The organism is Herbaspirillum sp. FG34 (assembly GCF_057809315.1).
In genome coordinates this window covers 173,137-195,787 of record NZ_JBMDJS010000004.1, presented here as the reverse complement: position 1 = coordinate 195,787, position 22,651 = coordinate 173,137, and the positions used below count along the sequence as shown (strand labels likewise).

The 22,651-nt window shown below is 63.6% G+C and carries 13 protein-coding genes; 8 read left to right on the top strand and 5 right to left on the bottom strand.

All coding sequences use genetic code 11. The features are described from left to right. Positions 1-57: 57 nt before the first annotated feature. Positions 58-1,269, bottom strand: coding sequence for a succinyldiaminopimelate transaminase (gene dapC / locus ACODSZ_RS07015; RefSeq protein WP_008328375.1), 1,212 nt, complete (start codon positions 1,267-1,269; stop codon positions 58-60). Between the two features lie 236 nt (positions 1,270-1,505). Between dapC and ACODSZ_RS07010 the strand changes: the two genes are divergently transcribed. The 6 genes from ACODSZ_RS07010 to def all read left to right on the top strand — a co-directional run bounded on the left by ACODSZ_RS07010 (position 1,506) and on the right by def (position 10,719). Beyond that, positions 1,506-1,718 (top strand): hypothetical protein, encoded by a 213-nt coding sequence (locus tag ACODSZ_RS07010; RefSeq protein ID WP_157174205.1) that lies wholly within the window; start codon positions 1,506-1,508, stop codon positions 1,716-1,718. 17 nt (positions 1,719-1,735) lie between these two features. Then, positions 1,736-5,266 (top strand): chromosome segregation protein SMC, encoded by a 3,531-nt coding sequence (gene smc, locus ACODSZ_RS07005; protein ID WP_175342501.1) that lies wholly within the window; start codon positions 1,736-1,738, stop codon positions 5,264-5,266. Positions 5,267-5,673: 407 nt separating this feature from the next. Beyond that, on the top strand, positions 5,674-7,005 hold the full coding sequence (locus tag ACODSZ_RS07000) for a cell division protein ZipA C-terminal FtsZ-binding domain-containing protein (RefSeq protein ID WP_488927320.1): 1,332 nt from the start codon (positions 5,674-5,676) through the stop codon (positions 7,003-7,005). 13 nt (positions 7,006-7,018) lie between these two features. Next, complete coding sequence (gene ligA / locus ACODSZ_RS06995; protein ID WP_488927319.1) at positions 7,019-9,082, top strand: NAD-dependent DNA ligase LigA; 2,064 nt, start codon at positions 7,019-7,021, stop codon at positions 9,080-9,082. Between the two features lie 127 nt (positions 9,083-9,209). Next, on the top strand, positions 9,210-10,100 hold the full coding sequence (galU, locus tag ACODSZ_RS06990; RefSeq protein WP_008328393.1) for a UTP--glucose-1-phosphate uridylyltransferase GalU: 891 nt from the start codon (positions 9,210-9,212) through the stop codon (positions 10,098-10,100). A gap of 82 nt (positions 10,101-10,182) precedes the next feature. After that, positions 10,183-10,719, top strand: a complete 537-nt coding sequence (gene def, locus ACODSZ_RS06985) for a peptide deformylase (protein ID WP_008328395.1) — start codon at positions 10,183-10,185, stop codon at positions 10,717-10,719. A gap of 96 nt (positions 10,720-10,815) precedes the next feature. Here def and cphA read toward each other — a convergent pair whose 3' ends face one another. Beyond that, complete coding sequence (gene cphA, locus ACODSZ_RS06980; protein WP_175342504.1) at positions 10,816-13,389, bottom strand: cyanophycin synthetase; 2,574 nt, start codon at positions 13,387-13,389, stop codon at positions 10,816-10,818. Between the two features lie 53 nt (positions 13,390-13,442). Continuing rightward, positions 13,443-15,641, bottom strand: a complete 2,199-nt coding sequence (locus ACODSZ_RS06975; RefSeq protein ID WP_175342505.1) for a cyanophycin synthetase — start codon at positions 15,639-15,641, stop codon at positions 13,443-13,445. 675 nt (positions 15,642-16,316) lie between these two features. Here ACODSZ_RS06975 and ACODSZ_RS06970 point away from each other — a divergent pair. After that, the gene (locus ACODSZ_RS06970; protein WP_488927318.1) at positions 16,317-18,593 is read left to right on the top strand and encodes a cyanophycin metabolism-associated ABC transporter; all 2,277 of its coding nucleotides are present in this window, start codon (positions 16,317-16,319) and stop codon (positions 18,591-18,593) included. A 4-nt stretch (positions 18,594-18,597) separates the two neighbouring features. After that, the gene (locus tag ACODSZ_RS06965) at positions 18,598-19,083 is read left to right on the top strand and encodes a cyanophycin metabolism-associated DUF1854 family protein (RefSeq protein ID WP_175342507.1); all 486 of its coding nucleotides are present in this window, start codon (positions 18,598-18,600) and stop codon (positions 19,081-19,083) included. A 74-nt stretch (positions 19,084-19,157) separates the two neighbouring features. On the opposite strand, the gene ACODSZ_RS06960 is transcribed toward ACODSZ_RS06965, so the two are convergent. Together ACODSZ_RS06960 and ACODSZ_RS06955 are read right to left on the bottom strand one after the other, a co-directional pair. After that, positions 19,158-19,904, bottom strand: coding sequence for a pseudouridine synthase (locus tag ACODSZ_RS06960; protein ID WP_175342508.1), 747 nt, complete (start codon positions 19,902-19,904; stop codon positions 19,158-19,160). Between the two features lie 110 nt (positions 19,905-20,014). Beyond that, positions 20,015-22,567, bottom strand: coding sequence for a [protein-PII] uridylyltransferase (locus ACODSZ_RS06955; RefSeq protein ID WP_488927317.1), 2,553 nt, complete (start codon positions 22,565-22,567; stop codon positions 20,015-20,017). Between the last annotated feature and the right edge of the window lie 84 nt (positions 22,568-22,651).

Below are 22,651 nucleotides of genomic sequence, written 5' to 3'. Positions count from 1 at the left end.
GTTGGTATCTATGAACGGTTGGGTGAAAGGGGGGGAATCTGGCTGCGCTGACAGGGCTTATGCCTGGCCGGCCAGTTTCTTGGTGAAGGCGACGATGCGTTGCGCCGCCTCCAGGCATTCTTCGACTTCGGCCACCAGCGCCATGCGGATGCGACCGGCGCCCGGATTGACGCCATGCGCCTCGCGCGCCAGGTAGCTGCCGGGCAGTACCGTGACATTATATTCGGCGTACAGACGTTGGGCGAATTCGGTGTCGCTGATATTGACCAGCTTGTCGACCTTGGCCCACAGGTAGAAGGCGGCATCGGGCAAGGCGACGTCCATCACTTCTTGCAGCAAAGGGGTGACCTGCGAGAACTTGGTGACGTACTTGGCGATGTTGTCCTGGACGTGGGTCTCGTCCTGCCAGGCCAGCACGGAAGCGGCCTGGATCACCGGGCTCATGGCCGCGCCGTGATAGGTGCGGTAGAGCAGGAATTTCTTGAGGATGGCGGCGTCGCCTGCCACGAAGCCCGAGCGCATGCCCGGCACGTTGGAGCGCTTGGACAGGCTGGAGAAGGAAATCAGGTTGCGATAGTCGCGGCCCAGGAGGCGGGCGGCCTGCATGCCGCCCAGCGGCGGGTCCTGCTTGAAGTAGATCTCGGAATAGCATTCGTCGGAGGCGATCACGAAGCCATAGCGATCCGACAGGGCGAACAGTTCCTTCCAGTCCTCCAGCGTCAGCACGGCACCCGTGGGGTTGCCCGGCGAGCAGACGAACAGCAGCTGCACGCGTTCCCATACCTCCTGCGGCACCTGGCTGAAATCCGGCGCAAAGTTGCGCGCCGGGTCCGAATTGACGAAGTAGGGCTCGGCGCCGGCCAGGTAGGCCGAGCCTTCATAGATCTGGTAGAACGGGTTGGGGCACATCACCAGCGCGCCCGGACGGGTCGGATCGACCACGGTCTGGGTCAGCGAGAACAGCGCCTCGCGCGAACCGATCACCGGCAGGATCTCGGTGGCAGGGTCCGGGCGGGGAATGTCGTAACGCTTCTGCAGCCAATCCGCAATCGCACCGCGCAGGGCGTCGCTGCCCAGCGTGGCCGGATACGAGGCCAGGCCGGACAGGTTGTCCGTCAGCGCCTGCTGGATGAAGGCGGGCGTGGGGTGCTTGGGCTCGCCGATGCCCAGGCTGATGGGGCGATAGGCCGGGTCGGGCGTGATGCCGGCGAAGAGCTTCTTGAGCTTTTCGAAGGGATAGGGCTGCAGTTTGTCGAGTAGGGGATTCACGTCGCTGGACTGGAGTAAAGCTTTCCGGGCCAGCGTCTCGCGAGGGCGTCAGCGAGATCGGGCGGCCACGGCAAAGGGCTGGGAAAGCTTGCGATTATACCGTCATTTGACGGCATTGCCGTGCTCTGGCGGCGCGAGCTGGCCTGTTCAAGGTGGAGGGCCCGCTGGCGCCACCGGCAAGCCTGCCGCCCCCGCCAGGCTTGCCTGTGCGGGCAGGTCATCGCCCGCACAGGCTGATGCTGAGCGTGAAGTTTCTGATTCCATCACATCGAAATGAAGAAATGGACTTTCCACCGGGGGTGCCCGGCATGGCCTTTTCACGGGCGGTGAGTGCATCGACCAAAGGGGCGGGAACAGGCAATCTGGCGCGGTTTTTGGTCTTGCCGGGGCCGCGCGATGTTATGATACCGCCCGTTCCGGAAGCAAAAATCCTGCTTCCTCCTAACTGATTCAATTTGTCGATAACGTGCGTCTAACTTCCATCAAATTATCCGGATTCAAGTCCTTCGTCGAGCCTACGCATTTCCAGGTTCCGGGGCAGCTGGTCGGGGTGGTCGGGCCCAATGGCTGCGGCAAATCCAACATCATCGATGCGGTGCGCTGGGTCCTGGGCGAATCCAAGGCCTCCGAGCTGCGCGGCGAGTCGATGCAGGACGTCATCTTCAACGGCTCCACCCACCGCAAACCGGCCGGGCGCGCCTCGGTCGAACTGGTGTTCGACAATTCCGCCGGCAAGGCCGCCGGACAGTGGGGCCAGTACGCCGAAATCGCCGTCAAGCGCACGCTGACCCGCGATGGCACGTCCTCCTACTACATCAACAACCAGTCGGTACGTCGTCGCGACATCCAGGACATCTTCCTCGGCACCGGCCTGGGCCCGCGCGCCTACGCCATCATCGGGCAGGGCATGATCTCGCGCATCATCGAGGCGCGTCCTGAAGAGCTGCGCATCTTCCTGGAAGAAGCGGCGGGTGTCTCGAAGTACAAGGAGCGCCGCCGCGAGACCGAGAACCGCCTGCACGACACCACCGAAAACCTGACGCGCCTGGAAGACATCCTGCGCGAACTGAACGCCAATCTGGAAAAACTGGAAGCCCAGGCCGCCGTGGCCAAGAAATTCCACGAGTTGCAGAACGACCAGGAAGAAAAGCAGAAACTGCTCTGGCTGCTGCGCAAGAATGAGGCCAAAGCCGAGCAGGAGCGCTTCTTCAAGGAAATCGAGCGCGCCCAGATCGACCTGGAAGAGCAGACCGCCAAGCTGCGCCACGTCGAAACCGAACTGGAACACATGCGCCAGGCGCACTACGCCGCCGGCGACCGCCTGCACCAGGCGCAAGGCCACCTGTACCAGACCAATTCCGAGATCGGCAGCCTGGAAGCGCAGATCAAGTTCGTCATCGAATCGCGCAATCGCCTGCAAGCGCAGCTGAACTCGCTGGGCGCGCAGCGCGACCAGTGGCAGCGCCAGGGCACGCAGCAGCAGGAAGAACTGGCTGAAGCGGAAATCCAGCTGGAAGAATTCGGCATGCGCGTGGAGCAGGCCCAGCACGCCGTGCAGGACACCAGCGACCGCCTGCCTTCGCTGGAGGCGGCCTGGCGCGAGTCGCAGCTCAAGACCACCGAATCGCGCGGCAAGATCATGCAGGTGCAGCAGCAGATCGAACTGCAATCGACGCACCAGCGCAATGCTTCCAACATCCTCTCCGGCCTGGCCGCGCGCCGCGAACGCCTGATGCAGGAAAAGAACGGCATGGCCCTGCCCGACGAGACGCACCTGTCCAACCTGCGCATGCAGCTGGAAGAAAAGCAGGCTTCGCTGGAAGAGGCCAGCATGTACCTGGAAGAGGCGCAGGAGCAGTTGCCGCGCCTGGAAGAAGAGCGCCGCACCGCTCAGGAACTGGTCAGCAAGGAAACCTCGGCCAATGCCCAGCTGGACGCCCGTCTGACGGCCCTGAAGCAATTGCAGGAAAGCGTGCAGGCCCAAGGCAAGGTGCAGCCCTGGCTGGAAAAGCACGGCCTGGCTGAACTGCCGCGCCTGTGGCAGAAGCTGCACATCGAATCCGGCTGGGAAACCGCGCTGGAAGCGGTGCTGCGCGAGCGCATGTCGGCCCTGGAAATGTCCAACCTGGACTGGGCCAAGGCTTTCTTCAGCGATGCCCCCCCGGCCAAGCTGGCGCTGTACGCGCCCAACGCCGGCCTGGCCCAGCCTGAAGCCCAGCCGGTGGCGGGCCTGAAGCCCTTCGTGACGCTGCTGCAGTTGAACGATCCGGGCCTGCGCGCCCTGATGAACGACTGGCTCAACCACATCTACATCGCCGACGACACCGCCACCGCCTTTGCCGAGCGTGCCAAGCTGCCGCTGGGTGGGCTCTTCGTGACGCGCCAGGGCCATGTGGTCAGCAATTCCAGCGTGCGTTTCTATGCCTCCGACTCGGAGCAGGATGGCATGCTGGCGCGCCAGCAGGAAATCGAGAACATCACCAAGCAGCAACGCGCACAAGCGATGCTGGCCGAGGAAGCCAAGGGCCGCGCCGTGCGCGCCGAGGCAGCCTTGTCGGGCGCATCGCAGCGCCTGCAGGAACTGCGCCAGCGCGTCAATTCGCTCACGCAATCGGCCCACAGCCTGCAGATCGAGGTCATGAAGCTGGCCGAGGTGCAGGAGCGCTTCAACCAGCGCAGTACCCAGATCGCCACCGATCTGGAAGAAATCGGCATGCAGGAAGCCGAGCAGCAGCAGGTGCAGGCCGAATCCGAGGCCCGCTTTGAAGAACTGGACATCGAACTGGCCGAACTGCAGGAGCAGCACGAGAATGGCCAGACCGATTACCTCAACAAGGAACAGCAGCTCAACGACGCCCGCACCCGCCTGCGCGAGCTGGAGCGCGCCGCCCAGGAAACCGAGTTCGCCGAGAAGTCGCATCGCAACAAGATCGAGGAATTGAAGCGCGGTATCGCCACTGCACTGGAACAGGCGGCGCAACTGTTTGCCAGCATGCAGCAAGGCTCGCTGGAACTGGAAAGCCTGGATGACCAGGCGGCCCAGGCCGGTCTGCAGGAACTGCTGGATCGCCGCAGCGAACAGGAACGCGCCCTGGCCGATGCCCGTCACGAGCTCGATCAACTGTCGCAGCAACTTCGTTCACATGAAGAATCGCGCATGCAGGCGGAGCGCAGCCTGCAGCCCCAGCGTGACCGCATCACCGAACTGCAACTGAAGGAACAGGCCGCGCGCCTGAACCAGGAACAGTTCTCGGAAGCCCTGGCTCAGACGCAGGCCGACGAGGCTGCCCTGTCGGAAAAACTGACCAGTGACATGCGCCCGTCCTACCTGCAAGGCGAAGTGACCCGCCTGACCAACGCCATCGCGGCGCTGGGCGCGGTCAACCTGGCTGCGCTGGACGAACTGGCGACCGCATCCGAGCGCAAGCACTTCCTCGATGCCCAGCACGCCGACCTGAACGAAGCCATTACCACGCTGCAAGATGCGATCCACAAGATCGACATGGAAACCCGCGACCTGCTGCAGGACACCTTCGACAAGGTGAATCACCACTTCTCCGAACTGTTCCCGGTGCTCTTCGGCGGTGGCCAGGCCAAGCTCATCATGACCGGCGACGAGATCCTGGACTCTGGCGTGCAGGTCATGGCGCAGCCGCCGGGCAAGAAGAACGCCACCATTCACCTGCTCTCCGGTGGCGAAAAGGCGCTCACTGCAACGGCGCTGGTGTTCTCCATGTTCCAGTTGAACCCGGCACCCTTCTGCTTGCTCGACGAAGTGGACGCGCCGCTGGATGACGCCAACACCGAGCGCTTCGCCAACATGGTCAAGCGCATGTCGGATCACACCCAGTTCCTCTTCATCTCCCACAACAAGATCGCCATGGAAATGGCGCAGCAGTTGATCGGGGTGACCATGCAGGAACAGGGCGTCTCCCGCATCGTGGCGGTGGACATGGAGTCGGCCGCCAACTTCTCCAGCGCCGAGCAGGCCGCCTGATGACTTGTGCAGCAGTGGCCCGGGGCTTTGTCGGCTTGACAAGCAGGGGGTGTGACCGTACCCTGAAAACCTTGCCGGCCAGCCCGGAGCGGGCGCAGGCCACAGCTGGAACCGTACTGATTCGGCCCCCACGGGCCATGGAAAAATAACAATATCTTGACCGCGCACTTGCCGTACCCGATCCGTTCGATTCACCTGCATGGCTCCCGTGGAGCCGGGGCCGGTGCAGGTGCCTGCCAGCGCTGCGGCAGCACCGACGGATGGCCGCCAGAGCGGCCCGCGCGGTTCAGGCTTTCTTGGATTGATAGGAATCGGATTTCTTCGATGAGCAGCTCTTCCCAGCCGACCATGCCACGCGGCGCCCATGATGGCGCCCTCCAGCCCGCCAGCCCGAAAGGTCGTGCAGCATGATGATGGATCTCCAGACCAGCCTGATCATTCTTGGCGGCGTCTTCGTCGCCGGGGTCATCACCTACAACAAGTGGCAGGAGCACAAGGCGCGCAAGACCGTGGAGCGCGCCTTTTCTTCGTCGCACGATGACGTGCTGATGTCGCCGGATGAACCCGCTACCACTGAGCCAGTCTTCGTACCGCCGGTGGGCGAGCGCACCGCACCTGCTGCGCGCATGGCCGAGCCAAGCCTCGAACCCGATGCCGAGCGTGCCGAACCTTCGCTGTATGAGCTGCCCGAGCGCAAACCGGTCCCTGCGCCCGTGAAGGCCTACCAGGAACAGGCCGGGTTCGAGCCGCGTGAACCCTTCCTGGGAGATCCGCCGGCGCCCACCCCGGCCGCCGCCGCCGCCGATGACGCTGTGCTCGGCGACGCCCTGGCGCAGGCACCGCAATCGACGGTGGCCCAGATCATCGCCGGGGCCGAAGAGCAGGGCGAGGTCGTTCCGGCCTTCACGCCGCCGCCCGAAATGCAGGCGCGCCTGGCGCCCAAGCGCGAGCTGCCGGTGGACGAACTGATCGACTGCAACATCCCCATCGGCCTGGACAACCCGCTGCGCGGCGAAAAGCTGCTGCCGATGCTGCAGGGCCTGCGCCATGTCGGCAACAAGCCGGTGCACTTCATCGGCCGCACCACCGAGGGGGAATGGGAAGCCATCACCCATGGCAGCATCTACAACGCCTTGCTGGCCGGTGCGCAACTGGCCAATCGCAGCAATGCCATCAACGAACTCGAATATTCGGAACTGGTCATGCGCCTGCGTGACCTGACCGATTCGCTGTCGGGCGAGCCGGAATTGCCGGACATGCCCGACGTCATCCGTACCGCCCAGGCGCTGCACCAGTTCATCATCGACCATGATGCGCAGTTGTCGGTGAACGTGCGCTCGCAAGGGGCCCCGTGGAGTCTGGCGACCCTGCTGGCGGCATTGACCCGTCAGGGCTTCGATCGCCGCACCGAAGGCTATCTGGTGATGCAGGATGGCGAAGGTGAAGTGCTCTTCGCGCTCTCCACCAATGCCACTCCGACCGACGAAACCACCGACCGCCTCACGCTGTTGCTGGACGTGCCCCGCGTGGCGCCGTCGCGCGATGGCTACGGTGCCTTGGTGGCCTGCGCCAGGTCGCTATCGGCGCGTCTGGGCGGCGTCATCGTCGATGACAGCGATCAGCCGCTGACCGATGAAGCGCTTTCCGATATCGCCGAACAGGTGGCCGCGTTCTACAGCGCCATGGAATCGGCCGAGATTCCGGCCGGCTCCACGCGTGCATTACGTCTTTTTAGCTGAGTAAGTTTTAAGAATGTCTGCTGACCTATTTCATGATTCCCCCGAAGACGAATCATGGGCACAAAGAGTACTTGAATTAAGAAAAAAGCTTCAGGTTTACACGTACGCCTACAACACTCTGGATCTATCGTTGGTTTCGGATGCCGAGTACGATACGTTGTTTCGAGAACTACAGGTTCTTGAACAGAAATATCCTGATCTAATTCCGCCCGATTCTCCGACTCAAAGGGCTGGTGCGGCTCCCATTGGGCAATTTAAGCCGGTGTATCACCAAATACCCATGCTCTCGTTGGGCAACGGCTTTGCCGACGAAGACATTGAAGCCTTCGACAAGCGCGTGCGCGACGGCCTGGAAACCCTGCAGGAAGTGCGCTACGCCACCGAGCTGAAATTCGACGGCCTGGCCATCAGCCTGCGCTACGAGAACGGCGTACTGGTGCAGGCCGCCACGCGCGGCGATGGCACCACGGGCGAGAACGTCACGGCCAACATCCGCACGGTGCGCGCCATTCCCTTGCGTCTGCATGGTGACAACCTGCCGCAGGTAATCGATGTGCGCGGCGAAGTGCTGATGTACAAGGAGGATTTTGCGCGCCTGAACCAGCGCCAGCGCGATGCCGGCCAGAAGGAGTTCGCCAATCCCCGCAATGCCGCCGCCGGCAGCCTGCGCCAGCTCGATTCGCGCATCACCGCGCAACGTACGCTGCGTTTCTTCGCCTATGGCATTGGTGTGCTGGAAGGGGCCGAGATGCCGCCTTCGCACTCGGCCCTGCTGGACTGGTACCAGGAACTGGGTCTGCCGGTCTGCAAGGAGCGCGCCGTGGTCAGCGGTGCGGCCGGCTTGCTGGACTTCTTCCGCAGTATCGGCGCCAAGCGAGAGAGCCTGCCCTACGAGATCGATGGCGTGGTCTACAAGGTCGACCGGCTGGACCAGCAGAAGCACCTCGGTTTCGTCTCGCGCGCCCCGCGCTTTGCGCTGGCCCACAAGTTCCCGGCCCAGGAAGCCCTGACCGTGGTGCAGGACATCGAAGTGCAGGTCGGCCGCACCGGGGCCATTACGCCGGTGGCGCGCCTCAATCCCGTCTTCGTCGGCGGCGTCACGGTGACCAATGCCACCCTGCACAACGAAGATGAAGTCCGCCGCAAGGATATCCGGATCGGCGATACCGTCATCGTCCGCCGCGCCGGTGACGTGATCCCGGAAGTGGTCGCCTTCGTCCCCGAGAAGCGCCCTGAGGATGCGCGCGCCTTCGTCATGCCGGTGGCCTGTCCGGTGTGCGGCTCGCCCATCGTGCGGGCCGAGGAGGAAGCGGTGGCGCGCTGCTCGGGTGGCTGGCTGAAATGTTCAGCGCAGCGCAAGGGGGGACTGCAGCATTTTGCTTCACGTCGCGCCATGGATATTGAAGGCCTGGGCGAACAGCTGGTAGAGCAGCTGGTGGATCGCCAGGTGGTCAACACGCCGGCTGACCTGTATCGCCTCGGTTTGTCGGCCCTGGCCGAGCTGGATCGCATGGCCGAGAAATCGGCGCAGAACGTACTGGACGCCCTGCAAAAGTCCAAGACCACCACGCTGGCGCGCTTCATCTATGCGCTGGGCATCCGCCACGTGGGCGAGGCTACGGCCAAGGAGTTGGCACGCCATTTCGGCGGTATCGACAAGCTGCTCGCCGCCAGTGAAGAACAACTGCTGGAAGTGGCCGATATCGGTCCGGTAGTCGCATCCTCGATCCGCGCCTTCTTCAATGATCCGATCAATGTCGAGCTGGTGGAGCAATTGCGCGCGGTCGGCGTGCACTGGCCCGAGAGCGAAGGTGTCGATGCCGGTGCCAAGCACCTGGCCGGCAAGACCTTCGTGTTGACCGGCACCTTGCCCAACCTGTCCCGCGATGACGCCTCGCAAATGATCGAGGCCGCCGGTGGCAAGGTCTCCGGTTCAGTCTCAAAGAAAACCAGTTACGTGGTCGCCGGCGCCGAAGCCGGCAGCAAGCTGGCCAAGGCCGAGGAACTGGGCGTGGCCATCCTCGACGAGGACGCACTGAAGGCGCTTTGCGCGGGTCAGGATGTGTCAGGAACGTAATTGCCTTGTCTTTTTATTCATATACAATGCCGCCCGTATGCAGTCCCGCACGCGGGGACTGCGGTGCGGGTTAGTCAGCATAACAATATAACAACACAACAAGACCCATCTTTACCTCGGAGTCATGATGATCAAGAAGATCAAGAAAGCCGTTTTCCCCGTCGCCGGTCTCGGTAGCCGCTTCCTGCCTGCCACCAAGGCCCAGCCCAAGGAAATGCTGCCTATCGTCGACAAGCCGCTGATCCATTACGCAGTGGAAGAGGCGGTTGCTGCCGGCATCACCGAGATGGTCTTCATCACCGGTCGCAACAAGCGCGCCATCGAAGATCACTTCGACAAGGCCTACGAGCTGGAGTCCGAACTGGAAGCCGCGGGCAAGAAGAAGCTGTTGGAGATCGTGCAGAACGTGGTGCCCAAGAGTGTCAACTGCATCTTCATCCGCCAGTCCGAACCGCTGGGCCTGGGTCATGCCGTGCTGTGCGCCCGTCCGGTGGTGGGGGAAGAGCCCTTCGCCATCCTGCTGGCCGACGATTTCATGGATACCGATCCTGGCGTCAAGCCGGTGCTGGCGCAGATGACTGACATCTACGCCCGTGAAGGCATGAGCATGCTGGCCGTGCAGGAAGTGCCCAAGAGCGATACCCGCCAGTACGGTATCGTCAGCGCCACCCCTTACCAGCCGGACCTGGAACGCATCAATGCCATCGTCGAAAAGCCGGCGCCGGAAGAAGCCCCGTCCACGCTGGCCGTGGTGGGCCGCTATGTGCTCAACAGCCGCATCTTCCACTATCTGGAAAACATCCCGCGCGGAGCCGGTGGCGAGATCCAGCTCACCGATGGCATCGCCAAGCTGATGCAGGCCGAGTCAGTGCTGGCATACCGTTACCAGGGCCAGCGTTATGATTGCGGTTCCAAGCTGGGCTACTTGAAGGCCATGGTGGCCATGGGTCTGAAACATCATGAAACCGGCCCGGCGTTCTCGGAATATCTGCAGGAAGTGGCCAACAAGGCGCGCTGAGCAGGGATACCCGGCGCCATCAGGGCGCACTGCTGCACAATGACGCCCGGTTCCTGCCGGGCGTGTTTCATGGAGAGAGGCAATGGCCATACGCGAGATACTCAAGATGGGCGACCCGCGCCTGCTGCGCCAGGCGCAAGCGGTGACGCAGTTCGGTACGCCCGAACTGGAACAACTGGTCGAGGACATGTTCGAGACCATGCGCGCCGTCAATGGCGCCGGTCTGGCCGCACCCCAGATCGGGGTGGATCTGCAACTGGTGATCTTCGGCTTCGGCCACAACCAGCGCTATCCGGATGCGCCGGCCGTGCCGGAGACGGTGCTCATCAATCCCGTGCTGACACCCTTGTCCGAGCAGGAAGAAGACGGCTGGGAAGGCTGCCTGTCCGTGCCCGGCATGCGCGGCGTAGTGCCGCGCTGGACACGGTTGCGCTACCAGGGCGTGGACCAGTATGGCAAGGTGATTGACCGTACCGTCGATGGCTTCCATGCGCGCGTGGTGCAGCATGAGTGCGATCACCTGCAGGGCATTCTCTATCCGATGCGCATCCGGGATTTCCGTCAGTTCGGCTTTACGGAAGTGCTGTTCCCCGAGCTCGACCCCAACCAGGACGACTGAGAAAAACTCTCCAGTCCGTTGGCGAAGCCCAAAAAAAACATCCCGGCGCAAGGCCGGGATGTTCGTTTCAAGGCGCGGTGAAGCGTACACCTGAAATCAGGCGCTTTCCTTCACACGCTGGTCGATATGGGCCAGCGCCTCTTCCACCTGGTCGATCAGGATCAGGCACAGGTCGCCTGGCTGCAGGGTAGCGAGGGCCGTATCGATGGCCAGGAATTCGCCGTTGATTTCCTTCACATCGCTGGTACGCGAGGCCTTTTCCAGTCCCTGACGCAACAGAGCAATCACTTCCCCGTCTTCTCGGCCACGCTGGCACTGGTCCTGATACAGCACGACTTCATCGAAGGCATCGCCCAGCAGTTCGGTCTGGCGGGTGATGTCGACGTCGCGGCGGTCACCGGCACCGCTGATGACCACCGAGCGGCGCTTGGCGGGCAGGCTGTCGACGGCCTTGATCAGCGCCTGGATCGCATCCGGATTGTGGCCGTAGTCGGCGATCAGGGTCGCACCCTTGTAGTCGAACAGGTTGAAGCGGCCTGGTGCGGTGCCGCTGTCGCTGATGAAGCTGGCCAGGGCGCCGGTGATCTGTTCCCAGTCCAGGTTCAGCGCCCAGGCCGCACCCACGGAAGCCATCACGTTCTCGACCTGGAAGCCGATGGCGCCGCTGCGGGTCAGCGGAATGCCGGACAGCTTCAGGCGTTTTTCGAACGTGCCCTGCGCGGCCACGATGGCGTCGCCGTCTTGATAGACGATGCGGTGGCCCTGTGCGCGGTGGGTGGCCATGATGGGATGGGTCGGATCCAGCGCGAAGAAGGTCACCGAGCCGGGGCAGGAAGAAGCCATCTTCGAAACCATGGGGTCGGCCGCATTGAGCACCGCAGTGCCGGTTGGCGCCACGTTCTCGACGATGACACGCTTGACCACGGCCAGGTCTTCCACGGTGCTGATGTAGGACAGACCCAGGTGGTCGCCCATGCCGATGTTGGTGACCACCGCCACGGCGCAGCGATCAAAGCCCAGACCTTCGCGCAGCACGCCGCCACGGGCGGTTTCCAGCACGGCTGCATCCACGTCGGGATGGAACAGCACGTTGCGGGCGCTGCGCGGGCCGCTGCAGTCGCCCGTGTCGGTGCGCTGGCCGTCGATGTAGACGCCATCGGTATTGGTCATGCCCACGCGCAGGCCGGTCTTGGCCAGCAGATGGGTGATCAGGCGCACGGTAGTGGTCTTGCCGTTGGTGCCGGCCACGGCCACCACGGGGATACGGCCATCGTCGCCATCCTCGTACATGGTCGAGATGATGGCTTCGCCGACGTCACGCGCCTTGCCGTAAGAGGGCGAGAGGTGCATGCGCAGGCCGGGCGCAGCGTTGACTTCGACGATGCCGCCGCCTTGTTCTTCCAGCGACATGTGGACCGAATTGCAGACCACGTCCACGCCGCAGATGTCCAGCCCGACCATTTGTGCGGCTGCGATGGCGCGCGCGGCCACGTCCGGATGCACGTCATCGGTGACATCGGTGGCGGTGCCGCCGGTGGAAAGGTTGGCATTGTTGCGCAGGACCACGCGTACGCCCTGGGCGGGGATGGATTCCGGGTCCAGGTTCTGGCCGGACAGCACTGACAGGGCGATGTCGTCCAGGCGTACCTTGGTCAGCGAGGTGGCGTGACCGTCACCGCGCAGCGGGTCGGCGTTGACCTGGTCGATCAGTTGACGGATGGTGTGCACGCCATCGCCGATGACTTGCGGCGGATCGCGGCGGGCGGCAGCCACCAGGGTCTTGCCGATCACCAGCAGGCGGAAGTCGTGGCCGGGCAGGTAGCGCTCGACAATGACTTCGTCGCTGATCAGGGCCGCATTGTTGAAGGCGCGGGTGATCTGTTCAGGGGTGCTGATGTTGACGGCCACCCCCTTGCCCTGGTTGCCGTCCAGCGGCTTGATGACCACGGCCGAGCCGATTTCCTCGGCGGCCTTGAGGGCATCTTCCACGGTCTCGACCACGCGACCGTTGGGCACCGGTACGCCGGCTGCGTGCAGCAGCATCTTGGTCAGGTCCTTGTCCTGGGCGATGGATTCGGCAATGGCGCTGGTGTTGCTGGTTTCTGCGGCCTGGATGCGCTTCTGGCGGCTGCCCCAGCCGAATTGCACCATGCTGCCCTGGGTCAGGCGGCGATAGGGGATGCCGCGCTTGATGGCGGCATTGACGATGGAGCCGGTCGAGGGGCCCAGGCGCACGTCCTCATCCAGTTCGCGGATGCGGGCCAGCGCGCCGGTCAGGTCGAAGGGCGCATCGGCCTGGGCGGCGCGCACCAGTTCCAGCGCCAGATCGAAGGCCAGGCGGCCGACTTCTTCTTCGCTGTATTCCACCACCACTTGATAGATGCCGGTCTCGACGGTGGAGACGGTGCGGCTGAAGGTCACCGGGCAGCCGGCCTGGCTTTGCAGCGCCAGGGCCGCGGCGGCCAGGGCATGGGCCATGGAGACGACCTGCTTGCCGCCATCGGGCTCGAGGAAGCCGATCTGCGGGAAGCGGGCGCGCAGGCGCAGTTCGAAGCCGGGCATGTCATCGATGACGCGCTCGTTTTCCGGGCAGGAAACGATGGCTTCGACGGCAGTGTGTCTGCTCCAGAGATTGGGGCCGCGCAGGGCGCGAATGCGGGATACGTCCATGGACAATTTTTCCTAGGTGTCTCTTGATCTTGAATCGGTCGGTCTTGCCGGGCTCAGGCGGCCTGGCTCTTGAACTTCAGCCCTTGTTCCTCGGCGCGTTCGGTGCCGAAGAGCTCGATGCCGGCACGGATCACCTCGGGGCCGATGCCCAGCGCCCAGGCGGCACCGACGGCGGCCAGCACGTTCTCGACCTGGTAGGCGACGGCACCGTTTTCGGTCAGCGGGATGGCATCGACCGAGCTGACCTTGCACTGGCGCTCGCCGTCGGCCTGGATCAGGTCGCCATCGCGCAGGAACACGGCGCGGCCGCCTTCCTTGAGGTGGCTGGCCAGCAGTTCGGACGCGGGATCGGTGCTGAAGAAGATCACTTCACCATCGCACAGCTGGGCCATGTCGGCCACCAGCGGGTCGTCGGCATTGAGCACGGCGGCGCCATCCGGCAGTACCAGGTCGACCTGGGTACGTTTGACCTTGGTGGCGATCTGCTCGGCGTTTTCGATGTAGAACTCGGGCAGGCTGTCGGTGGGGTCGATGTTGGCGACCACGCCGACCAGGCAGCGGTCATAGGCCAGACCTTCAGCGAGGATGGCGGCGCTGCCGTTCTCGAAGACGGCGGCTTCGACCGCGCGGTTCAACAGCACGCGATGGGCGGCATCCCAGGTGGCGCGGTTGCCGCGCTCGATCTGGCGTTCGCCGAAGTAGAGGCCCTCGCCGCAGGCCAGCCCCACATGCTTGCCCGACAGATGCACGATGCGCGCGATCAGGCGCGAAATGGTGGTCTTGCCGTGGGTGCCGGTGACGCCGACGATGGGGATGCGGCCGTTTTCTTCCGGGCCGAACAGGTTGTCGACGATGGCTTCGCCAACCGGACGCGGCTTGCCATCCGACGGCTTCAGGTGCATCAGCAGGCCGGGGCCGGCGTTGACCTCGACGATGGCACCGCCCTGGTCTTGCAACGGACGCGAGATGTCTTCGGCCACGATGTCCACGCCGGCGATATCGAGGCCGACGATGCGCGCGGCCAGCGAGGCAGCGGCGGCGACGCTGGGATGGACCAGGTCGGTGATGTCGGAGGAGACGTTGCCATTGCGCAGCAGCAGGATGCGGCGGCCGGCGGCGGGGACCGATTCGGTGGTCAGATTCTGGCGCTGCAGTTCCAGCACGGCGGCCGGTTCGCGGTCCAGCAGCACCGGGTCCAGCAGGTGTTCTTCCAGCAGGCCGCGGCGCGGATCGCGGTTCAGTTCGTCCAGCAGCTCCTGCACGGTGGACTTGCCATCGCCGACGATGAAGATGGGTTCGCCGCGGGCGGCGGCGGCCAGCTTGCCGCCGACGATCAGCAGGCGGTGTTCCAGGCCCGGCACGAAGCGTTCGACCAGCACACCGCTACCTTCTTCCAGCGCGACCTTGTAGGCGGTCTCGATTTCTTCCCGGGTATTCAGGTCGATGAAGACGCCACGACCGTGGTTGGCGTCGCAAGGCTTGACCACCACCGGCAGGCCGATGTCCTGGGCGGCATCCCAGGCGTCTTCGGGACTATCCACCAGGCGGCCTTCGGGGACCGGTACGCCGCAGGTTTGCAGCAGCGACTTGGTGAGATCCTTGTCGCGGGAGATGCCTTCGGCAATCGCGCCGGTCTGGTCGGATTCGGCGGTCCAGATGCGGCGCGACTTGCAGCCGTGGCCCAGTTGCACCAGGTTGCCTTCGGAGAGACGGATGGTCGGGATGCGGCGCTCGTCGGCGGCATCGACGATACAGGCGGTGCTGGGGCCCAGGCACAGGCGGTCGACCATGCGGCGCAGCTTGCGCAGGGTGGTATCGAGGTCGAACGGACGGTCTTCGATGGCGGCCATCACCAGGTCGCGGGCGGCAAAGAGGGCGGCACGGGTGACCGTTTCATGGCGGGCGCGCACCACCACCTTGTAGACGCCGCGCACATTGGTCTCGCGCGCCTTGCCGAAGCCGCCGGGCAGGCCGGCCAGGTTCTGCAGTTCCAGGGTCACGTGTTCGAGGATGTGGCCGGGCCAGGTGCCTTCGTGCAGGCGGCGCACGAAGCCGCCGCGCTCTTCATAGCTGCAGCGGTGTTCGATCAGGGTCGGCAGCCAGGTGGTCAGGCGCTCGGGAAAGCCGGGGATGGTATTGGAGGGAAAATCTTCCAGTTCGCCGATATCGATCCACACTTCGAGGGCAGAGCGGTAGGTCCAGATGTTGGGGCCCTTGAGATTCAGGAAACGGAGGAATTCGATGTTTTTCATGTGTGGTGGATGGTCCGCGGTAGTTGCCCAAGCCAAGTTCGCCCAAGTTGCCCGACAGGGCTGCCCGATGTTGGCCGCATCGGACATGCTGCAGCGCCACCCGGCAGGCCGGTCAGCGCTCTGTCAGAATAACGCATGGTTCACTAACGCGCAGGGCGGCTTTTGGTTTACTGCATTTGCCAGAGGGAATAACTGAATGAAAACGAAAGTTGCCTTGATGGTATCAAGGTCGGCCCCTGCGTGGGGACATGCGGGCAGGGCAAACCAGGCGAGCTGCGACGTTCATGCGGGAAGGCTGGAGGTGGATGTGAACGATATTGTCGCAGACTGTCCCGCTGCCGTGGCAACACGGGCGGAAAAAACAGGCGATGCCTGTACTGACTGAAGGCTTGTGTCGATCAGCCGTTCGCATCTTGCGAGAAAGATCATCCCGGCGTCTCTTCCAGTGAACATGCCGGTGCACCGTTTGACGGCTTCTCGCGTTATCGAAGGGCTGCTGCGGAATGGACGGGCAGCGGGTGCAGATTGCGCATGGGCAGTCGGGGCCGCTGCGCTATAATCCCGCGCTGCCCGCTGGCACATCACTGCAGGCATCAAGACAACAGGTCCGGCGAGACCTGCACCTCCTAAAACAATAGCCACACTGCTCACTTCGGGCCTCAACGCTGCCGTTACATGACTACTGACTCAATTCCTTCCGCGACCGCCAGCCTGCCCGAGCGCTGGCAGACGGAGACCGCTGCCCGCCTGGCCCCGGGTGAATCCGTACTGGCCTGGCTGGAACTGGACCTGGACGCCCAACTGCACTTCAAGTCGTCGCTGGTGCTGGCGACCGACCGTCGCCTGCTGGCCGCGGCACCGGACGGCCAGCCGTGGCAGGACTGGGCCTATCGCTCCGATCTGCAACTCAAGCATGTCGACCACGCCGGCGTGGGGACGCTGGAGCTGTGCGACGACGCCGGTCGCCAGGGAGCCTGGCGCTATACGCTGGCCCAGAATCCGCAGGCACTGCGCCTGATCAAGCTGTTCGAGCAACAACGCGATCTGCTGGCCTCGGGCGTACAGGTCGAGGAAGAGGGCGACGTCTGCCCGACCTGCAAGGCCGTGCTGCCGGAAGGCCAGGAAACCTGTGCCATCTGTCCCGAGACCAAGGAAGCGCCGCCTTCCACCTGGGCGCTGTTCCGCCTGTCGCGCTTTGCCAAGCCCTACAAGGGCTCGCTGCTGCTGGGCTTTCTGCTGACGCTGGCCTCCACCGCTGCCACGCTGGTGCCGCCCTACATGACCATGCCGCTGATGGACAATGTGCTGATCCCGTTCCAGAACGGCACCCCCATCAACACCCACCTGGCCACGCTCTACCTGTCGGGCCTCCTGGGCGCGGCATTGCTGGCCTGGGGCCTGGGCTGGGCGCGCACTTACATCCTGGCGCTGGTGTCCGAGCGCATCGGCGCGGACCTGCGTACCACCACCTATGCGCACCTGTTGCGTCTGTCGCAGGAATATTTCGGTGGCAAGCGCACCGGTGACCTGATGGCGCGCATCGGCTCGGAAACTGACCGCATCTGCGTGTTCCTGTCGCTGCACCTGCTGGACTTCGCCATCGATGTGCTGATGATCATCATGACGGCGGCCATCCTGATCTCCATCAATCCCTGGCTGGCGCTGGTGACGCTGCTGCCGCTGCCGTTCATCGCCTGGATGATCCACGTGGTGCGCGACCGCCTGCGACACGGCTTCGAAAAGATCGACCGCATCTGGTCGGAAGTGACCAACGTGCTGGCCGATACGATTCCCGGCATCCGCGTGGTGAAGGCTTTTGCGCAGGAAAAGCGTGAGGTGGCGCGTTTCCGCGAGGCCAACCGGCACAACCTGATGGTCAATGACCGCGTCAACAAGATCTGGTCACTCTTTACGCCCACGGTCACTTTCCTGACCGAAGTGGGCTTGCTGGTGGTGTGGGTGTTCGGGATCTGGCAGGTCTCCAGCAACCAGATCACGGTCGGTGTGCTGACCGCCTTCCTGGCCTACATCAGCCGTTTCTATACGCGCCTGGATTCGATGAGCCGCATCGTTTCGGTCACGCAGAAGGCCGCGGCCGGCGCCAAGCGCATCTTCGACATCCTGGACCACGTCTCCAGCGTGCCGGAGCCGGCCAATCCGGTGCATCTGGAAAAGGTGCAGGGCGCCATCGAAGTGCGCAACATTGGCTTCCGCTACGGCAACCGCGCGGTGATCCGCAACATGAGCCTGTCCATTGCGCCGGGCGAGATGATCGGCCTGGTCGGCCACAGCGGTTCCGGCAAGTCCACCATGGTGAATCTGATCTGCCGCTTCTACGATGTCTCGGAAGGCGCGATTCGCATCGACGGCGTGGACATTCGTTCGCTGCCGATTTCCGAATATCGCCGCAACATCGGTCTGGTGCTGCAGGAACCCTTCCTGTTCTTTGGCACGATTGCCGAGAACATCGCCTACGGCAAGCCGGAAGCCACGCGTGAAGAAATCATCGCCGCCGCCCGTGCCGCTCATGCGCATGAATTCATTCTGCGCCTGCCGCAAGGCTACGATTCGCTGGTCGGCGAGCGCGGCCAGGCGCTGTCGGGCGGGGAACGCCAGCGCATCTCGATTGCGCGTGCGCTGCTGATTGATCCGCGCATCCTGATCCTGGACGAAGCTACTTCCTCGGTCGATACCACCACCGAAAAGGAAATCCAGAAGGCGCTGGACAACCTGGTGCAAGGCCGTACCACGATTGCCATCGCGCACCGCCTGTCGACGCTGCGCAAGGCTGATCGCCTGGTCGTGCTGGATCGCGGCCAGGTGGTCGAGGTCGGCAACCACGAAGAACTGATGGCCCGTGAAGGGCATTACTACAAGCTCTACCAGGCCCAGGCGCGCAATCCTGATGGCGAGGCCGAGGTCTCGGTGAGCGAAGAAGAGAAGGGCGAATAAGGCCATGAGCACCACGATGAATTTTGCCCAAACCTTCACATTGGCACGCAATCCTTTCGGGCGCCTGGTGCTCACCGACGCCCAGGGCGGTGTGCACGAGCACGTGATTCCGGTGCGTGCATTTCCGATCACATCGCCTGAAAGCGGGCTATCTCTGGTCAGCAGCGATGGTCATGAGCTGGCCTGGATCGACACGCTGGATCAAGTGGATGCCGCGACGCGCCGCCTGATCGAGGAAGAACTCGCCAGCCGCGAATTCATGCCGGAGATCCAGCGCATCGTCAGTGTCTCCACCTTCGCCACGCCCAGCGACTGGACCGTGCAGACCACGCGTGGCACCACCACCTTCACGCTCAAGGGCGAGGAAGACATCCGTCGCCTGGCGGCGCCGGCACTGCTGATTGCGGACAGTCACGGCATCCAGTTCCTGATCCGCGACCAGAAGGCGCTGGACAAGCACAGCCGCAAGATTCTGGATCGCTTCCTCTGATCCCTTTTGCCTGCTGCAAAAGAGAACGGCCCTGATGGTGAGTCAGGGCCGTTTTTTCATCCAGGGGATCGCGTTCAGAACTTCTCGTCCGGTCGCAGATAGCGCCACTGGCCGGTCGGCAGTTCACCCAGCTTCACCCCGCCGATACGCACGCGCTTCAAGCCGATCACCTTCAGCCCCACCATGTCGCACATGCGGCGGATCTGGCGCTTCTTGCCTTCGCGCAGGATGAAGCGCAGCTGATCTTCGTTCTGCCACATCACCTTGGCCGGACGCAGCGGCTTGCCGTCCATGATGAGGCCGTGGTTCAGGCGCTTGAGATCGGATTCGGGCAGCTTGCCGGGGCGGGTGTATTGCACGCGCACCAGGTATTCCTTGTCGACCGCCGAATCCTCGCCGATCAACTGCTTGGCGATGCGGCCATCCTGGGTCAGTACCAGGAGGCCCACCGAATCGATGTCCAGCCGTCCGGCCGGCACCAGGCTCTTCAACTGGCGCGGGTGGAAGCGCATCTCGGTCTGGTCTTCGGCCCAGCGCGACTGTTCATTGACCAGCACCACGGCCGGCTTGTAGCCATCCTCGGCCTGACCGCTGACGTAGCCCATGGGCTTGTTGATGAGGATGGTCACGCGCTGGGCCTGTTCGGCGCTGGCCTGACGTTCCACGGTGACCTTCTGGTGCGGCAGCACCTTGCTGCCCAGCACCGACACCACCTGGCCATCCACGCGCACCCAGCCTTTCTCGATCCACTCGTCGGCTTCGCGGCGCGAGCACAGGCCGAGTTCGGACATGCGTTTGGAAAGTCGTACAGGTTCAGTCATGGGGATTGCCTTGCGAAAAACGGAGGGCCGGCCAGCGGCGAGGGTGAGATTGTACGGCCAGCCGCGCCGCCGCGCCAGACCGGGCGGCAGCGCGGACAGGGTGAGGCGGGTCAGATGCGCAGGGTCTGGAGCAGCTCGGTTTCCAGCATGATCTGGTTGCGCGGCTGGGACAGGCCCGGGCCGTCGATGAGGAACACGTCTTCCACGCGCTCGCCCAGCGTCATGACCTTGGCCGTGTGCAGGTTGATCCGATACTTGGCCAGCACGTTGGAGATCGAATACAGCAGTCCGGCGCGGTCATTGGCCGAGACCGACAGCAGGAAATACTGGCCGCGTTCATCCGGGCGCAGGTCCACCGAGGGATTGACCGGGAAGGTGCGTGACAGGCGCGACAGGCGCGCCTTGGACGGTGCCGGCAGCGGCTCCTCCGACAGCAGCAGGGCGCCGAGCTCGTGCTCGATCAGGTTGATGATGTCGCGGTAGTTCTTGGCGAACACCGGCGCATTGATGAGGAAGGCATCCAGCGCGTAGTTGTTGCGGGTGGTGTGGATCTTGGCGTCGAAGATGCTGAAGCTTTTTTCATCGAAATAGCTGCAGATGCGCGCAAACAGGTCGGGGCGGTCGGGTGTGTAGACCGCCACCTGCACCCCTTCGCCAATGGGCGCCAGGCGGCAGCGCACCAGCGGTACGCCGGTCTCCACCTTGTCGTAGAAGCAGCGCGTCTGCCAGGCGATGTCGGAGGCGTCGTGGCGCAGGAAGTAGGCCACGTCCAGCTGCTTCCACAGCTTTTCGTGGGCATCGGCCGGCAGGCCGTAGAGGCGCAGGGTCTTGATGGCTTCCTGCTGGGTGTTCTTCAGTTCGCGGTCGGCCGAGGGGGCTTCTCCGCCCAGCACGCGCAGGGTCATGCGGTAGAGGTCTTCGAGCAGCTTGCCCTTCCAGGCGTTCCAGACCTTGGGGCTGGTACCGCGGATGTCGGCCACCGTCAGCAGGTAGAGTGCGGTCAGATGGCGCTCATCCTTGACCAGCTGGGCGAAGGCGGTGATGACGTCGGGGTCCGACATGTCCTGTTTCTGCGCCACGTGCGACATGGCCAGATGCTGCTCGACCAGAAACACGATCAGCTCGGTATTGTCCGGCGAGATGCCGTGCTGCTCGCAGAAGGCGCGGGCGTCGGCCATGCCCAGCTTGGAGTGGTCGCCACCCCGGCCCTTGGCGATGTCGTGAAACAGTGCTGCAACATACAGCACCCAGGGCTGGCCGAAGTTGGCCATCAACTGGCTGCAGAAGGGGTATTCATGCGCGTGTTCGCTCATGGTGAAGCGGCGTACGTTGCGCACCACCATCAGGATGTGCTGGTCCACCGTGTAGACGTGGAACAGGTCATGCTGCATCTGCCCGACGATCTGGCGGAAGTTCGGCAGATAGCGGCCCAGCACGCTGGTGGAGTTCATCCCGCGCAGGGCATGGGTGATGCCGCGCTTGCTCTGGATGATCTGCATGAACAGGCGGTGATTCTCCGGATTGGCGCGGAAGGCGTTGTCGATCTTGAAGCGCGCGTGCCACAGCGCACGCAGGGTGCGCGCGGACATGTCCTTGAGTTCCGGATGCTCGGACAGTACCAGAAACACTTCCAGCATGGCCGAAGGCGTCTCCTCGAAGACCTTGTCATGGGCGATGTCGACGAATCCGTTGACTTCATTGAAGCGCTCGTTGAGCGGGCGCGGCACGGCCTGCTGCGGGAACAGGTGCGCTTCGATGTTCTGCAGCAGGATGGTGTTCAACTGGGTGACCGCCTTGGCGGCCCAGTAGTAGCGCTGCATCAGGTATTCGCTGGCGCGCCGGGTGTCGGTGGTCTTGAAGCCGAAGGTCTCGGCAATCGGGGTCTGGATGTCGAATACCAGGCGGTCTTCACGGCGATCCGTGACGATGTGCAGGCGGATGCGGATGTCCTTGAAGGCGCGTTCCTTCTGACGCAACTGGCGCGCCTCGGTGGAGGTCAGCATGCCGTGCTCGGCCAGTTCGCCCCAGGAATTGCCCAGGCCCGCTGCCTTGGCTACCCACAGGATCACCTGCAGGTCACGCAGGCCGCCGGGACTTTCCTTGCAGTTGGGTTCCAGACTGTAGGGGGTATCTTCATATTTGATGTGGCGCTGGCGCATTTCCAGGGTCTTGGCCTGGAAGAAGGCCAGCGGGTCCAGTGCGGCCAGGTAGCGTTCCTGCAATTGCTTGAAAAGAGCGCGGTTGCCGGTCACCAGGCGGGCTTCCAGCAGACTGGTCTGTACCGTGATGTCGGCGGCGGATTCATCCAGACACTCGTCGATGGTACGGATGCTGTGGCCAATTTCCAGACCGATGTCCCAGAACAACTGCACCAGGGACTCCAGTTTTTCCTTCTTGGCGGCATCCGGGGTCTGGTCCAGCAGGATCAGCACGTCCACATCCGAATGCGGGAACAGCTCGCCCCGACCATAGCCGCCCACGGCCACCAGGGCGGCGTTGCCGGACATGCCCAGTTCCTCCCAGGCGGTGGTGAGGGCCTCATCCACGTTGCGGCGCAACTGCGCCAGCAACTGCTCGGTCTTGTGGTTGGACTGGAACACCTCGATGGCTTGCTGGCGCGCGGCCTTGAGCTGTTTCTTGAGCGTGATGGCGAGTGTGGGCATCGTGGTAGGCAATCAGACAATCAGTGCTGGCAAGGCGGCGGGGCGGCGCCAAACGTGAACGAAGCCGCATCCCCATGCGGCTTC

What these genes read in the sequence shown, in the direction of transcription:
- ACODSZ_RS06965 (WP_175342507.1), top strand. Translation starts at nt 18,598, where the DNA reads ATGAGCACCACGATGAATTTTGCCCAAACCTTCACATTGGCACGCAAT.
- ACODSZ_RS07000 (WP_488927320.1), top strand. Translation starts at nt 5,674, where the DNA reads ATGATGATGGATCTCCAGACCAGCCTGATCATTCTTGGCGGCGTCTTC.
- ACODSZ_RS06960 (WP_175342508.1), bottom strand. Translation starts at nt 19,904, where the DNA reads ATGACTGAACCTGTACGACTTTCCAAACGCATGTCCGAACTCGGCCTG.
- ACODSZ_RS07010 (WP_157174205.1), top strand. Translation starts at nt 1,506, where the DNA reads ATGCTGAGCGTGAAGTTTCTGATTCCATCACATCGAAATGAAGAAATG.
- ligA (WP_488927319.1), top strand. Translation starts at nt 7,019, where the DNA reads ATGTCTGCTGACCTATTTCATGATTCCCCCGAAGACGAATCATGGGCA.
- ACODSZ_RS06975 (WP_175342505.1), bottom strand. Translation starts at nt 15,641, where the DNA reads ATGAAAAACATCGAATTCCTCCGTTTCCTGAATCTCAAGGGCCCCAAC.
- def (WP_008328395.1), top strand. Translation starts at nt 10,183, where the DNA reads ATGGCCATACGCGAGATACTCAAGATGGGCGACCCGCGCCTGCTGCGC.
- ACODSZ_RS06955 (WP_488927317.1), bottom strand. Translation starts at nt 22,567, where the DNA reads ATGCCCACACTCGCCATCACGCTCAAGAAACAGCTCAAGGCCGCGCGC.
- cphA (WP_175342504.1), bottom strand. Translation starts at nt 13,389, where the DNA reads ATGGACGTATCCCGCATTCGCGCCCTGCGCGGCCCCAATCTCTGGAGC.
- ACODSZ_RS06970 (WP_488927318.1), top strand. Translation starts at nt 16,317, where the DNA reads ATGACTACTGACTCAATTCCTTCCGCGACCGCCAGCCTGCCCGAGCGC.
- galU (WP_008328393.1), top strand. Translation starts at nt 9,210, where the DNA reads ATGATCAAGAAGATCAAGAAAGCCGTTTTCCCCGTCGCCGGTCTCGGT.